This window comes from Cyanobium gracile UHCC 0139 (assembly GCF_034931325.1).
GTDB classification, from domain to species: Bacteria; Cyanobacteriota; Cyanobacteriia; order PCC-6307; family Cyanobiaceae; genus Cyanobium; species Cyanobium gracile_B.
Genome location: NZ_JAYGHX010000001.1, coordinates 567,532 through 581,800, shown reverse-complemented (window position 1 = coordinate 581,800; position 14,269 = coordinate 567,532). Strand labels below are relative to the sequence as shown.

Annotated in this window: 14 protein-coding genes; 6 read left to right on the top strand and 8 right to left on the bottom strand. The window is 70.9% G+C overall.

What is annotated here, in order from left to right:
- The first annotated feature begins 1 nt into the window (after position 1).
- Both murB and VB738_RS02855 read left to right on the top strand, forming a co-directional pair.
- On the top strand, positions 2-895 hold the full coding sequence (gene murB, locus VB738_RS02860; protein WP_323304295.1) for a UDP-N-acetylmuramate dehydrogenase: 894 nt from the start codon (positions 2-4) through the stop codon (positions 893-895).
- 27 nt (positions 896-922) lie between these two features.
- Positions 923-1,264 (top strand): YbaB/EbfC family nucleoid-associated protein, encoded by a 342-nt coding sequence (locus VB738_RS02855; RefSeq protein ID WP_094587050.1) that lies wholly within the window; start codon positions 923-925, stop codon positions 1,262-1,264.
- On the opposite strand, the gene rsgA is transcribed toward VB738_RS02855, so the two are convergent.
- Genes rsgA through grpE form a run of 4 tightly spaced genes read right to left on the bottom strand, consistent with a single transcriptional unit; the run spans position 1,221 to position 4,438 of the window.
- Positions 1,221-2,333 carry a ribosome small subunit-dependent GTPase A gene (gene rsgA / locus VB738_RS02850; RefSeq protein ID WP_323304294.1) on the bottom strand — a complete coding sequence of 371 codons (1,113 nt, stop codon included), beginning with the start codon at positions 2,331-2,333 and terminating at the stop codon, positions 1,221-1,223. The two genes, VB738_RS02855 and rsgA, sit on opposite strands and share 44 nt — an antisense overlap.
- Entirely contained in the window at positions 2,323-2,571 is a 249-nt protein-coding gene (locus tag VB738_RS02845; protein WP_323304293.1) for a sulfurtransferase TusA family protein, read from the bottom strand. Before VB738_RS02845 ends, rsgA begins: the two co-directional genes overlap by 11 nt.
- Before the next feature lie 5 nt (positions 2,572-2,576).
- A complete protein-coding gene (dnaJ, locus tag VB738_RS02840; protein ID WP_323304292.1) occupies positions 2,577-3,701 on the bottom strand; it encodes a molecular chaperone DnaJ in 1,125 nt (374 codons plus the stop codon).
- Entirely contained in the window at positions 3,701-4,438 is a 738-nt protein-coding gene (gene grpE / locus VB738_RS02835) for a nucleotide exchange factor GrpE (RefSeq protein WP_323304291.1), read from the bottom strand. The genes dnaJ and grpE overlap by 1 nt, the downstream gene beginning before the upstream one ends.
- Positions 4,439-4,573: 135 nt before the next feature.
- Here grpE and VB738_RS02830 point away from each other — a divergent pair, with 135 nt between their 5' ends.
- Genes VB738_RS02830 through VB738_RS02820 form a run of 3 tightly spaced genes read left to right on the top strand, consistent with a single transcriptional unit; the run spans position 4,574 to position 8,378 of the window.
- Complete coding sequence (locus VB738_RS02830; protein WP_323304290.1) at positions 4,574-6,031, top strand: GspE/PulE family protein; 1,458 nt, start codon at positions 4,574-4,576, stop codon at positions 6,029-6,031.
- 5 nt (positions 6,032-6,036) lie between these two features.
- Positions 6,037-7,116 carry a type IV pilus twitching motility protein PilT gene (locus VB738_RS02825; protein ID WP_323304289.1) on the top strand — a complete coding sequence of 360 codons (1,080 nt, stop codon included), beginning with the start codon at positions 6,037-6,039 and terminating at the stop codon, positions 7,114-7,116.
- Positions 7,117-7,124: 8 nt separating this feature from the next.
- Positions 7,125-8,378: a type II secretion system F family protein gene (locus VB738_RS02820; protein ID WP_323304288.1), complete on the top strand. Its 1,254-nt coding sequence runs from the start codon at positions 7,125-7,127 to the stop codon at positions 8,376-8,378.
- Positions 8,379-8,381: 3 nt separating this feature from the next.
- Here VB738_RS02820 and VB738_RS02815 read toward each other — a convergent pair whose 3' ends face one another.
- Positions 8,382-9,689 carry an NAD(P)/FAD-dependent oxidoreductase gene (locus VB738_RS02815; protein WP_323304287.1) on the bottom strand — a complete coding sequence of 436 codons (1,308 nt, stop codon included), beginning with the start codon at positions 9,687-9,689 and terminating at the stop codon, positions 8,382-8,384.
- Between the two features lie 6 nt (positions 9,690-9,695).
- Between VB738_RS02815 and dusA the strand changes: the two genes are divergently transcribed.
- Complete coding sequence (gene dusA / locus VB738_RS02810; protein WP_323304286.1) at positions 9,696-10,718, top strand: tRNA dihydrouridine(20/20a) synthase DusA; 1,023 nt, start codon at positions 9,696-9,698, stop codon at positions 10,716-10,718.
- Between the two features lie 6 nt (positions 10,719-10,724).
- On the opposite strand, the gene VB738_RS02805 is transcribed toward dusA, so the two are convergent.
- The 3 genes from VB738_RS02805 to VB738_RS02795 form a co-directional block, all read right to left on the bottom strand.
- Complete coding sequence (locus VB738_RS02805) at positions 10,725-11,285, bottom strand: RNA-binding protein (RefSeq protein WP_323304285.1); 561 nt, start codon at positions 11,283-11,285, stop codon at positions 10,725-10,727.
- Positions 11,286-11,378: 93 nt separating this feature from the next.
- Positions 11,379-12,779 carry an argininosuccinate lyase gene (gene argH, locus VB738_RS02800; protein WP_323304284.1) on the bottom strand — a complete coding sequence of 467 codons (1,401 nt, stop codon included), beginning with the start codon at positions 12,777-12,779 and terminating at the stop codon, positions 11,379-11,381.
- A 38-nt stretch (positions 12,780-12,817) separates the two neighbouring features.
- Positions 12,818-14,227: a PP2C family protein-serine/threonine phosphatase gene (locus VB738_RS02795; RefSeq protein ID WP_416233140.1), complete on the bottom strand. Its 1,410-nt coding sequence runs from the start codon at positions 14,225-14,227 to the stop codon at positions 12,818-12,820.
- Between the last annotated feature and the right edge of the window lie 42 nt (positions 14,228-14,269).

Genomic DNA, 14,269 nt, shown 5'->3' with positions numbered 1-14,269 from the left:
GATGGCGACGGCCCCGCTCAGTCAGCCCCGGGCAGGGGTCGCCCTGCGGGACTACACCACCTGGAAGGTGGGCGGGCCGGCCGCCTGGTTCGCCGAACCCGCCGACCAGGGGGAACTGATCGCCCATGCCGCCTGGGCGGCGGCCTCGGGTCTGCCTTTCCGCTGCATCGGCGCAGGCTCCAATCTGCTGATCGCCGACGGCGGCCTCGACGGCCTCACCCTCTGCAACCGGCGGCTGCAGGGCAGCCGCCTGGACCCGAGTGAGGGCTGGGTGGAGGCGGAGGCGGGCGAACCGATCCCCACCCTGGCCCGCAAGGCGGCCCGTGGCGGCCTGCGGGGGCTGGAGTGGGCCGTCGGCATCCCCGGCACGGTGGGTGGCGCGGTGGTGATGAACGCCGGCGCCCAGGGGGGCTGCACCGCCGAGTGGCTGGTGTCGGTGCGGGTGCTGGATCCCCGCCGGCCCGACGCCCCCTTCGAACTGGCCGCCGGCGATCTGGCCTTCGCCTACCGCCACAGCCGCCTGCAGGAGGAGCCGCTCCTGGTGCTCTCGGCCCGCTTCCGGCTGGAGCCCGGCCACGACCCGGCGGTGCTCACCGCCCGCACCAGCGCCAACCTGCAGAGCCGCACCAGCACCCAGCCCTACCAGCAACCCAGCTGCGGCAGCGTGTTCCGCAATCCCGAACCGCTCAAGGCCGGCCAGCTGATCGAATCCCTCGGCCTCAAGGGACTCGCCATCGGCGAGGCCCAGGTGTCCCCGATCCACGCCAACTTCATCGTCAACACGGGGGCCGCCACCGCCGCCGACATCGACGCCCTGATCCGGCTGGTGCAGCAGCGGGTGCTGGAGAGCCGCGGGGTGCGGCTGCACCCGGAGGTCCAACGGCTGGGGTTCTAGCCTGACTCCCTACGACGACCTCCTGGCATGGCCGGCTTCGGACTTCCCAATTTCGGACAGCTGACCGAGGCCTTCCGCAAGGCCCAGCAGATTCAGCAGGACGCCCAGAAGCTCCAGGAGGAGCTCGACGCGATGGAACTGCAGGGCAGCGACCCCGAGGGCCGCGCCAGCGTCTGGCTCTCCGGCAACCAGCAGCCCCTGCGGGTCGAGCTGAGCCCCGAGCTGCTCGCCGAACCCGTCGAGACGGTGGAGGCGGCCGTGCTGGCGGCCCTCTGCAAGGCCTACGAGGTCTCCACCGGCACCATGCGCGAGCGCATGGAAACCCTCACCGGGGGTCTGGATCTGAATCTTCCCGGTCTGGGGAACTGAGGTCCCCCTCCAGCTCCGGCAGGTCCTGCTCCAGCCCCTGACGGCGGGTGCTGCGGGACGATCGGCGCAGCTGGGGGTCGAGCAGGGGTTCGAGGCGGTCGCCCCGCTGACGGAGGCCCCGCTCCCCCTGGCGCCCCTGGCCGCCGCGGGAGCGGGCTGCCGCGGCGGCTTCCACCTCCTCCAGGCAGCGGCCATAGATCGCCTGGCGGTCCCAGCCATCCCCCACGGCACAGCCCGGGTCGCCCTGGTGGCGGCAGTTGGCGAAACGGCAGGGGGCGACCCTCAGACGGGCCAGCAACTCCGGGAAGGCCGCCGCCAGGGTCTGGGGGTCGGCGGGGAGGGCAGGGGTGTTGAAGCCGGGGGAATCGGCCACCAGGGCCCCCGGCGCCACGGGAAACAATTCGACATGCCGGGTCGTGTGGCGTCCCCGGCGCAGCCGCCCGGAGACGGCGGCGACGCGGAGCTCCAAAGCCGGGGCCAGGGCATTGAGCAGGCTGCTCTTGCCCACGCCGGAGGGGCCGCAGAGCACGGCGATGCCCGGCATGGCCAGCTGGTGGCGCAGCGCCGCCAGACCCTCGCCGCTGCGGGTCGAAACCGCCACGGTGCGGTAGCCCCAGCCCTCCAGCCGCCGGCACCAAGCCCTCACCTCGGCCGCCGGCAGCAGGTCGGCCTTGCTGAGCACGACCTCCACCGGCTGGCCGGTGGCCTCGGCGGTGATCAGGAACCGGGTCAGCTGCAGGGGGTCGAGGCCGGGTTCGGCCACGGCCACCACCACCACGACCCGGCTCACGTTGGCGACCGCCGGCCGCTCCAACAGGCTGTGGCGGGGTTCGAGACCCACCACAGCCCCCCGCCGGGCCCGCCAGTCGACGGCCGCCACCGTCACCCGGTCGCCGACGCACACCTGCAGGCCACTCTTGTCGAGGCGGGTGCGACGGGTGCAGAGCAGGCAGCCGTCTCGCCAGGACTCGGCGCCGTCGCCCCCGGGCTCGCAGGGCCCATCGAGGCTCACCAGGCAGTAGTTGGCCTGCAGGGCCACCACCCGACCCGGCAGCGGCTCAGCCCCCATCCCGTCGCACCAGCAGCCGCACGCCTTCACCGGGGGCGAACGGCGACGGGTCGACCCGCTGCACCGTATGGCCCTCAGATCGCAGACCCTCCGTCACCATCTGCTCCGGCTCCCCCCCGTCCAGGTCGATCCGCAGCCAGCTCCCCGGCGGCAGGGGCTCGAGGGCCAGGCGCGCCCGGATGAAATTCACCGGGCAGGGCGTTCCCCGCAGATCGAGGACCGCCGGCGAGCCGCCCAAGACCCTCAACCGAACAGGCCGCCGAACAGGCCGCTCTTGTGGTGGTGACGCTGGCCCTTGCTGGTGTGGTGACCGGCCAGCTGCTCGAGCAACTGGCGCTCCTCGCCGTTGAGCTTGGTGGGCAGCTGCACCTTGATGGTGAACTGGTGGTTGCCGCGGGCCACCGGATTCCCCAGCCGGGGCACCCCCTTGCCCTGGAGGGTGATGACGGCCCCGGGCTGGGTGCCGGCGGGAATCTCCAGCGGCTCGTGGCCGTCGACCGTCTCGACCTCGATCGTGTCGCCGAGAATCGCCTGGAGGTAGTTGAGCGACACCTCGGAATGGACCGTGACGCCGTCGCGGCGCAGGTGGGGGTGGGACTGGACGGTGAGGAAGACGTAGAGATCCCCGGCCGGCCCGCCCCGCTGGCCGGCGTTGCCCTCCTGGCCGACCCGCAGCCGGGTGCCGGTGTCGACGCCGGCGGGGATGTTGATGCGCAGCTTCTTGCGGACCTGCTGCAGGCCCTGGCCGCCACAGGCATTGCAGGGATCGGCGATCACCTGGCCGGTGCCGTCGCAGGTGGGGCAGGGGGCCACCTGGGTGAAGCTGCCGAAGGGGGTGCGGGTGGCGCGGCGCACCTGGCCGGCACCGCCGCAGGTGCCGCAGGTGGTGGGGCCGCTGCCCGCCTTGGCCCCGGAACCGTTGCAGGTGGTGCAGGTCTCGAGGTGCCGGATCTGGACGTCCTTCTCACTGCCGAAGACGGCCTCGCTGAAGCTGATGGTGAGATCCAGGCGCAGGTCGTCGCCCTGGCGGGGGCCGCGGCGGCGAGCCCCGGGCGCGGCGCCACCGCCGGCCCCGCCGAATCCGCTGAAGAAGGTCTCGAAGAGGTCGGCGAAGCCGCCCATGTCGCCCATGTCAGGCATGCCGCCGCCGCCGCCCAGGCCGGCCTCACCGAACTGGTCGTAGCGGGCCCGGGCCTGGGGATCGCTGAGCACCTCGTAGGCCCGACCGATCTCCTTGAAGCGGTCCTCCGCGGCCGGATCCTTGTTGACATCCGGGTGGTACTGGCGGGCCAGACGCCGATAGGCCTTCTTGAGGCTGTCGGCATCCACGTCCCGGCTGACACCGAGCAGCTCGTAGTAATCGGCCATCAGTCGGACGTCCCCTCGCTGGGAGGCGCCGAGGCGTCAGGACGGGACCCACCGGCCGGGCCGGGACCCATCGACACCTTGACCAGGGCATGCCGCAGCACGCGGCCGTCGAGGTGGTAGCCCCGCTGCAGCTCCTCGATCACCACGTCCTCCGGATGCTCCTCACTGGGTTCGCGCAGCACGGCCTCGTGAAGCGAGGGATCGAAGGGTTCCCCCTCCACCCGCATCGGCGACACCCCCAGCTGCTTGAACACGTCGACCAGCTGTTTATAGAGGTTCTGATAACTGCGGTGCAGGCTCTGGGCCTCCTCGCTCTGGGGGTTGAGCTGCTGGCGGGCCCGGTCGAAGTTGTCCACCACCGGCAGGATCTCCGTGAGGGTGGTGCAGGTGATGTGCAGGCGCTGATCCTCCTTGTCGCGGGTCTGGCGCTTGCGGAAGTTGTCGAAGTCGGCCGCGATGCGCATGTACTGGCCCCGCAGCGACTCGTTCTCGCTGCGGAGGGCTGCCAGTTCGGTCTCCAGCTGGCCGACGCGATCAGCGCCGGGGTCGGTGGCGTCCGACGCTGCAGCGGGGGCGGCGGCCGGTGAGCCTGGATCCTGGGCGGAGGCCGTGGGGTCCGGGGCGCCGTCGGGGTTCACCGGCAGGGTCTCGAGGAGCTCCTCCACCCGGGCCGCGTCGACCGCGCCCTCCCGGGGATCGATCCGTTCCTCATGGGGGGGAGTGATGTCGCCGGTCATGCGTTCTGGCAGGGATGTCAGATGCCGTTATGTTGAATGGCCAGGAGCCCACTCCACAAGCGGTGGAAGCCCGCACCTCGGCCACGCTCCACCCAAGGCTCCTCAGCCCGGCTTCGCTTCCGATCCTTCCCGTCGATGCCATCAGAAGGTCTCACCCAGCGCCCACAGGTCACCGGTGCGGAGCACACCTCCCTGTTCCGCGATCTTGATCTGGGTCAGGCCGCCACCCCCCAGGGGCCGATCACGCCGGAAACCGAGGACCTCGAAGCCAGCAGCTCAGGCGAGGGGATCTCCCCGGTGATGAGCCTGGTCGACCGGATCCTGATCGAGTCGCTCACCAGCGGCGCCAGCGACATCCATGTGGAGCCCCAGGAGGATGGCCTCCTGGTCCGCTTCCGCCAGGACGGCGTGTTGCGCAGCATCGACAAGCTGCCCCGCACGTTGATCCCCGCGGTCACCTCCCGCTTCAAGATCATGGCCGACCTGGACATCGCCGAACGGCGGATGCCCCAGGACGGCCGGATCCGCCGCAACTTCCGCGGCCGCACCATGGACTTCCGGGTCAGCACCCTGCCCGGCCGCTACGGCGAGAAGGTGGTGCTGCGACTGCTCGACAGCGGCGCCACCCAGCTGGGCCTGGACACCCTGATCACGGACGAGGAAGCACGCTCCACCCTGCGGGACATCGGCTCCAAGCCCTTCGGGATGATCCTGGTCACCGGACCGACGGGCTCCGGCAAGTCGACCACCCTCTACGCCCTGCTCTCGGAGCGCAACGACCCCTCGATCAACATCTCCACGGTCGAGGATCCGATCGAATACACCCTCCAGGGCATCACCCAGACCCAGGTGAACCGGGAGAAGGGCTACGACTTCAGCTCCGCCCTGCGCGCCTTCATGCGGCAGGACCCGGACGTGCTGCTGGTGGGGGAGACCCGCGACCTGGAGACCGCCCGCACCGCCATCGAGGCGGCCCTGACGGGCCACCTGGTGCTCACCACCCTGCACTGCAACGACGCCGCCAGCGCCTTCGCCCGGCTCGACGAAATGGGCATGGAGCCCTTCCTGGTCAGCGCCTCGCTGCTGGGGGTGGTCTCCCAGCGCCTGCTGCGCCGCCTGTGCAGCGAGTGCCGGATCCCCTACCACCCGAACCACGGCGAACTGGCCCGTTTCGGCCTGGTGGCCTCCGACGAGACCGACATCTCCTTCTACCGGGCCAACACGGTGCTGCCGGGCTCGGAGGGCTGCTGCAGCGCCTGCCAGGGGCGGGGGTACAAGGGCCGGGTGGGGGTCTACGAGATCCTGCGCATGAACGAGACCCTCTCCGCCGCCGTGGCCAAGCGGGCGACGACCGAGGAGCTGCGGCGCCTGGCCCTGGAGAGCGGCATGAAAACCCTGCTCGGCTACGGCCTTGACCTGGTGCGGGAGGGGCTGACCACCCTCGAGGAGGTGGAGCGCATGCTGCTCACCGACACGGGCCTGGAATCGGAACGGCGCGCCCGCGCCCTGAGCACCCTCACCTGCCGCAGCTGCGGGGCCGGCCTTGAGGACGAATGGTTGGAATGTCCCTACTGTCTGTGCGTTCGGAGCTGAGCAGGATGGATCTCCTCATCGAAGACCTGATGCAGGAACTGGTGAAGGCTGGAGGCAGCGACCTGCACCTGTCCGCAGGCAATCCCCCCTACGGCCGTTTCAGCGGCCAGCTTCGTCCCATCATTCAGGACACCCAGCTCACCGAGGAGAGCTGCAACCGGCTGATCTTCTCCCTGCTGAACAACGCCCAGCGCAAGAATCTTGAGCAGAACTGGGAACTCGACTGCTCCTACGGCCTCAAGGGCGTGGCCCGCTTCCGGATCAACGTGTACCGCCAGAGAGGCACCTATGCGGCCTGCCTGAGGGCGCTCGGCAACTCCATCCCCAGCCTCGAGAAACTCGGACTGCCCCCGATCGTCGAGGAGATCAGCAGCAAACCGAAGGGGCTCGTCCTCGTCACCGGACCGACAGGCTCCGGCAAGACCACCACCCTGGCTGCCCTGATCGAGCACATCAACGCCACCCGTTCAGAACACATCCTCACCATTGAAGATCCGATCGAGTTCACCTACAGGAACAACAAATCGATCATTCACCAGCGGGAACTGAATGAGGACACCCGCAGCTTTTCGAACGCCCTGCGGGCGGCCTTGCGGGAAGATCCCGATGTGATCCTGGTGGGGGAACTGCGCGATCTGGAGACGATCCAGCTGGCCATCACCGCCGCCGAAACCGGCCACCTCGTCTTCGGCACCCTGCACACCAGTTCCGCCGGACAGACCGTCGATCGGATGGTGGACGTGTTCCCGGCCGGCCAGCAGACCCAGATCCGGGTGCAGCTGAGCGGCAGCCTGCTGGCGGTCTTCTCCCAGACCCTCTGCAGGAGCGCCGAGCCCACCGGCAACGGAGCCTTCGGCCGGGTGATGGCCCAGGAGATCATGATCAACACCCCCGCCATCGCCAACCTGATCCGGGAAGGCAAGAGCTCCCAGCTCTATTCCCAGATCCAGACCGGCGCCAGCCAGGGCATGCAGACCCTTGAGCGGGCGCTCGCCAACCTCGTGGAGGACGGCAGGGTCACCCGCGAGGAGGCGATGCTGAAGACCACCAAACCCGAGGAGCTCGTACGGCTGCTCGACCGCTGAGGCCCGCCATGACCGCCTTCGTCGTCACCTACACCACCAAGTCGGGCCAGCGCCGGGAGATGACGCTGAACGCCGACAGCCCCTCCGTCGCCCGGCGGGAGCTGCGACGCCGCGGCATCCTGGCCAACACCCTGGTGCGCAAGGAGGCCCCCAAGGTTCCCCAGGCCGCGGCCGCCAAGAAGCCGGCCTCCTCCTTCAGCGGCCTGGCCGACCTGCTGGAGGGTCCGGTGACCATCCGCGACAAGGCCCTGTTCGCCAACAAGCTCTCCGCCCTGGTGGATGCGGGCGTGCCGATCCTGCGCAGCCTCGACCTGATGCGGGTCCAGCAGCGCTCCAACAAGATGCGCCAGGCCCTCGCCGGCATGACCCAGGACGTCAACCAGGGCGACAGCCTGGGCAATGCGATGCGTCGCTGGCCGAAGGTGTTCGACAACCTCAGCATCGCCCTGGTGGAGGCGGGTGAGGCCGGTGGCGTCCTGGACGACACCCTCAAGCGTCTGGCCAAGCTGCTGGAGGACAACGCCAAGCTCCAGAACCAGATCAAGGGGGCGATGAGCTACCCGGTCACGGTCCTGGTGATCGCCATCGCGGTGTTCCTGGGCATGACGATCTTCCTGATCCCCACCTTCTCCAGCGTCTTCGAGCAGCTGGGGGCGGAGCTGCCCCTGTTCACCCAGATGATGCTGAATCTGAGTGAATTCCTGCGCTCCTGGAAGGCCCTGATCCTGCTGGCGGCCCTGGTCGGCTTCGCCTTCTGGGTGGTGTCCACCTACAACACACCGATGGGTCGCCGCCAGATCGACGGCCTGCTGCTGAAGCTGCCCCTGTTCGGGGACCTGCTGCAGAAATCGGCCAGTGCCCAGTTCTGCCGCACCCTGAGTTCCCTCTCCAAGGCGGGCGTACCGATCCTGCTGTCCCTGGAGATCGTGAGGGAAACAGCCACCAATTCCGTGATCTCCGATGCCATCATCTCTTCCAAGAATGAGGTGAGCGAGGGCATGCCCCTCAGCGCGGCCCTGCGGCTGAAGAACGTGTTTCCAGAGATGTGCGTGAACATGCTCGCCATCGGCGAGGAAACCGGCGAGATGGACGCCATGCTCTCCAAGGTGGCCGACTTCTACGAAGACGAAGTCAGCACGATGGTGAAGGCCATGACCTCCATGCTGGAGCCGGCGATGATCGTCCTGGTGGGCATCATCGTGGGATCGGTGCTGCTGGCCATGTATCTGCCAATGTTCTCGATCTACGAGCACGTCCGCTGAGGCCTACGCGCCCGTGATCTGGGCTGCCAGGGCCTGGCCCGCCAGCCAGCCCGAACTCCAGCAGTGCTGGAAGTTGAAGCCGCCGGTCACCCCGTCCACGTCCAGCAGTTCCCCCACCAGGAACAGGCCCGGCCGCAGGCGACTCTCCATCGTGGCCAGGTTGACCTCCGCCAGGGGGATGCCGCCGGCGGTGACGAACTCCTCGCCGAACGGGCCGCGGCCGGAGACCATGTAGCGGCTGTCCCGCAGGGCCGTGACCAGGGCCTGCTCCCCGCGGCGGGGGAGATCGGCCCAGCGCAGGCTGGTGTCGAGTCCCACCAAGGCCAGCAGGTGCAGCCAGAGGCGGCGGCTGAGGTCGGGCCAGGGACGCCAGTTGCCGAGCTGACGCCGGGCCTGCTCCCGGCGTGCCGCGGCGAACCAGCTCTCCAGTTCCGCCGGCTTGCGGCCGCCGGTCCAGTCGACCCGGAGCTCGGCCCGGTAGCGACGCTCCCGCAGGGCCCGGGCGGCGAAGGCCGTGAGCCGCAGGGTGGCCGGCCCGCTGAGGCCCCAGTGGGTGATCAGCACGGGCCCCCGCTGCCGCAGGGGCTTGGCCGAGGCGGGGGCCGTGGCGGTGGCGGCCGTGGCGCGGTCCGCCAGGGGGGTCAGCAGCAGCTCCAGCTGCACCGGGTCCATCGCCACCCCGGCCAGGTCGAGCAGGGGGTGGTCGGCCAGGGTGAGGGTGAACAGGGAGGGCACCGGCGCCACCAGGCCATGGCCCAGGGAGGCGGCGATGCGGTGGCCGCTGGGGTGGCTGCCCGTCGCCAGCACGAGGCGATCGGCGAGCAGCTCGGCCCCCGATCGCAGCCGCAGCCGGAAACCGCCACCGGGCAGGGCCTCCGCCGTCTGGCCCGCCTCGGCCGTGTGCAGCGCCACCCCGGCGGCGGTCGCCGCCCGGCGCAGGGTGTCGACCACCGAGGAGGAACGGTTGGAGCGGGGGAACAGGCGCCCGTCGGGCTCCTCCACCAGCTGCAGGCCATGGGCCTGGAACCAGGCCACCGTGTCGCCGGGCGCGAAGCGCGAGAAGGGGCCCCGCAGGGCCTTGCCGCCCCGCGGGTAGTGATCCACCAGCAGCCGCGGATCCCAGCAGGCGTGGGTGACGTTGCAGCGGCCGCCGCCGCTGATGAGCACCTTGTGCAGCGGCTCGGGGGTGGACTCCAGCAGCAGCACCCCGCCAGAGAGGTGGCCGGCAGCCGCTTCCGCCGCCGCGATGGCGGCCATGAAGCCGGCCGGACCCCCTCCCACCACCACCACGGAGGCACGGCTGGGCAGCATGGGGCGATGGAGCACAACTACCGCTTCAGTGTGGCGCCCATGCTGGACTGCACCGATCGGCACTTCCGGGTGCTGATGCGGCAGGTCAGCCGGCACTGCCTGCTCTACTCCGAGATGGTGGTGGCCCGGGCCCTGCACCACATCGCCCGCGATGGCTCCCCCTCCCGGATGGGGGAGCGGCAGCAGCGGCTGGAGCGGCTGCTGGGGTTCGACCCGGGCGAACACCCCCTCGCCCTGCAGCTCGGCGGCGACGACCCGGAGCTGCTGGCGGAGGCCGCCCGCATGGGGGCCGACTGGGGCTACGACGAGATCAACCTGAACGTCGGGTGCCCGAGTGAAAAGGTGCAGCAGGGCCGCTTCGGCGCCTGCCTGATGGCGGAGCCGGAGCGGGTGGCCCGCTGCGTGGCGGCGATGGCGGCGGCCACCCCGCTGCCGGTGACGGTGAAGCACCGCATCGGCATCGACGAGCGGGACTCCTACGAGGAACTGCTGGCCTTCGTCGACAACCTGGCGGCGGCCGGCGCCGCCCGCTTCGCCGTGCACGCCCGCAAGGCCTGGCTGAACGGCCTCGACCCGAAGCAGAACCGCACCGTGCCGCCCCTGCGCTGGGACCTGGTGCACCGCCTCAAACGGGAGCGGCCGCAGCTGACGATCGAACTGAACGGCGGCCTGGAGGACCTGGGCCCCTGCCAGGAGCAGCTGGCCCTGGTGGACGGGGTGATGGTGGGCCGGGCCGCCTACGCCCACCCGCTGCGCTGGGCGGGGGTGGACGGCCGGATCTTCGGCGACACCGGCGGCGGGGAGCCACGGGCCTCGACGGTGGTGCGGGGGGTGCTGCCCCACGCCGAACGCTGGTGCGCCTCGGGGGGGCGGCTGTGGCCAATTGCCCGGCACCTGGTGCAGGTGGTGGAGGGGGTCAGCGGAGCCCGCCACTGGCGCGGCTGGCTGACCCGGGAGGCCGGCCAGGCGGGCGCCGGCCCCGCCGTGCTGGAGGCGGCCGCCCGCCAGCTGGAGGAACGGGGCCTGTAAGGCGGCTCAGACCTCGGCGCCGCCGTAGTCGCCGCCGCCGTACTCACCACCGCCACCGCCGCTGCGGCGCCGGCGGGAGCGGCCCGCCTCGAAGGAATCGGGGGCGGCACCGCCACCACCAGCTCCACCGCCGCCGTAGCTGCGGTCCTCCCAGCCCCTGGCCCCGGAACCGCGGTCGGCGCCGTAGCCGCCGCCACCCCCGCCATAGCCGCCACCGCCACCTCCGTAGCCACCACCGCCGCCATAACCGCCACCGCCACCGCCACCACCGCCGTAGCCACCACCGCCACCGCGACGCGGACCGCCGCCGCCGCCACCACCCCCGCTGCGGGGTTCCGCCTTGTTGATGCGCAGGGGACGACCCATCAGCTCAGCGCCCTGCAGGGCATCGATGGCCTTGGTCTCGGTGTCGGCGTCGGCCATCTCGATGAAGGCGAAGCCGCGCTTGCGGCCGGTGTCGCGCTCCAGCGGCAGCGAGCAGTTGACCACTTCGCCGAAGGGAGCGAACAGTTCAGCCACGTCTTCCTGCTCGGCGCGGAAGGGAAGATTGCCGACGAAAATACTCACTGACCGATGAGGGGGAACCGATGGGGCGCGCAGGCGCCCGAGACCCCCCAAGATTAGACGTAGACCCGCGATTCCAACGCCCATCGGGGGAGCTCAGGGGGTGCGATCGAGGCGCTGCCGCGCCAGAGCCAGCTGCTCGGCCACCCGCTCGAAGCCCGTGCCGCCCTCACTGCGGCGGGCCGCCACCACCTGGCGCGGGGCGATCGCCGCGTGGATGTCCGCCTCGAAGGCGGGATGGAGCTGCTGCCAGCGCTCCAGGGGCAGATCGGCCAGCAGCCGCTGCTCCAGCAGGCAGGCCTTCACCAGCCCACCGACCAGCTGGTAGGCCTCCCGGAACGGCACCCCGCGGGCCACCAGATAGTCGGCCACATCGGTGGCATTGGAGTAATCGGCGGCCACGGCGGCCTCCAGCCGGGCGGGGCGGAAGTCGAGCCCCTCCTCGAACAGCACGGCCATCGCCTCCAGGCAGTCGAGGCAGGTGCGCACCCCGTCGAAGAGGGCTTCCTTGTCCTCCTGGAAGTCCTTGTTGTAGGCGAGGGGCAGACCCTTGATCATCGTCAGCAGCCCCATCAGGTGGCCGAAGACCCGGCCGCTCTTGCCGCGCACCAGTTCGGGCACATCGGGATTCTTCTTCTGGGGCATCAGGCTGCTGCCGGTGGCGCAGCGGTCGGTGAGCCCCACGAAGCCGAATTCCTCGCTGGCCCAGAGGATCACCTCCTCCGCCAGACGGCTCAGGTGGGCCATCACCAGGGACAGGGCCGCCATCGTCTCGACGGCGAAGTCCCGGTCGCTGACCGCATCGAGGCTGTTGGCGTAGATCGCCTCGAAGCCCAGCTCGGCGGCGGTCTGGCGGCGATCGATCGGCACCGGCGTCCCCGCCAGGGCCGCCGCCCCGAGGGGGCAGATGTTGACGCGGCGACGCACGTCGGCCAGGCGCTGGCGGTCGCGCTCGGCCATCTCGACGTAGGCGAGCAGGTGGTGGGCCAGGCAGACCGGCTGGGCCCGCTGCAGGTGGGTGTACCCGGGGATCAGGGTGTCGGGGTGGGCCTCGGCCCGCACCAGCAGGGCCCGCTCGAAGCGCACCAGGGCGGCGTCGATGGCATCGATGCGGCGCCGCAGCCACAGGCGAAGGTCGGTGCCCACCTGGTCGTTGCGGCTGCGGCCGGTGTGCAGCTTCTTGCCCAGGGGACCGAGGAGTTCGATCAGGCGCCGTTCGACGGCGAAATGGACGTCCTCCGCCTCCAGGCCGGGCGTGAACCGCCCGGCGGCCGCTTCGGAGCGGATGGCTTCGAGCCCCTCGATCAGGCGCTCCGCCTCCGGCTCGCTGATCACTCCGCAGCGGCCCAGCATGCGGGCGTGGGCGACGGAGCCGTCGAGATCCTCCTGGAGCAGGGCGATGTCGAAGCCGATCGAGGCGTTGAACCGCTCGATCGCCGGATGCAGGCCCTGCTCGAAGCGATCGCTCCAGGTGGTGGGGGAGGGGTCGGCGACCATCAGGGCATTCCGCTCAGCCCCTCAGCTTGCCATTCGTCTCAGGTGGCGGGCAGGGTGGGCAGCACCACCCCGTCCCGCACCTTCAGCACCACCATCGAGGCGTCGTCCTCGAGCCGGCGGTCGCTGCCGACGAAGCGGTCGAGGCGCTCGAACAGCCGATCCAGGATCGCCTGGGCGTCTTGGGCGGCCCGGCAGGCGCCCTGGAAGGCCTTCAGCAGCCGCTCCTCGTCGAAGCGCTCGCCGCTGAAGCCGCTGGCCTCGGTCACCCCGTCGGTGTAATAGAGGATCACGTCGCCGGGCTCCAGCTGCAGCTCGCCGCAGCCGTACTCGGCCTCGCTCTGCAGGCCGATCAGCAGGCCGGGGGTGTCGAGCCGCTCCACCCGGCCCGACTGGCGGCGCCAGAGCAGGGGTGGGTTGTGGGCCGCATTGGCGTAGCGCAGCAGGCGGGTGCGGGGGTCGTAGTCGGAATAGAAGAGGGTGACGAAGCGGTGCGAGTGGGCCAGGTCCTCCTGGGCCAGCTGGTTGAGGTCGTGGAGGATGCGGTCGGGCGGCAGGCCGCTGAGCACCTCGGCCCGCAGCATGCCCCGCAGCAGGGTCATCAGCAGGCCGGCCGGCACCCCCTTGCCCATGACATCGCCCATCACCAGCGCCCAGGGGGCCTGCTCGCGCCGGTGGCCGGTGAGCTGGGGCTGGGTGGGGATGAAGTCGTAGTAATCGCCGCCCACCTGGAAGGCGGGGCGGCAGAGGGCCGCCAGCTCGACGCCGTCGATCACGGGGCAGTGGTCGGGCAGCAGCTGGGACTGGACCTCGGCGCCGATGCTCAGCTGGCGGTCGAGCCGCTCATGGCGGCGCCGGTCCTGCTGGAGCAGCTCGTTCTCCAGGGCCACACCGGTGAGGTCGGCCACCAGCTGCAGGTGCCGGCGGCGCACGTCGCTCCAGCTGTAGCCGCGCCGGTCGCTGAACACATAGAGCCGGCCCCGCTGGCGGCTGCGCGCCACCACGGAGGTGGCGAACACCTGGTGGGCGCCGAGCAGGCGCTGGATCAGGGGGTCGAGCAGCACCGCGACGGCCTCGTCCCCGTCCTGGTTCTGGAGCTGGCCATCGGGCAGGGCGGCCAGTTGGCGCAGCACCTCGGCGCTGCGCTCGCCTGGGGTGGCCTGGAGCTGCTCGCGCCACAGCCGGCCATCGGCGTGGAACACCACGAGCAGGCTGCCCTCCCCTTCCACCAGCCGCGCGGCCACCAGGGGCACCAGTTCGAGGAAGCGCTTGAGGTTGGTGTAGCTGCGCAGGGCGAAGGAGAGGGACGCCAGCAGCTCCAGGTTGCGGCGCTGCTCCCGGCCCAGGCTGTCGAGCAGCTGGCGCAGCGAAGCCGCGACGGACAGCCCCTGACCGGGACGGGACGCCGTGGTGGGGGTGGGATGGGGCTGCGGGGGCGGCAGGCTGCTCACCGAGCGGCCGCAAAGGACACGCAAGGTAGCAGCGGCAGGCTG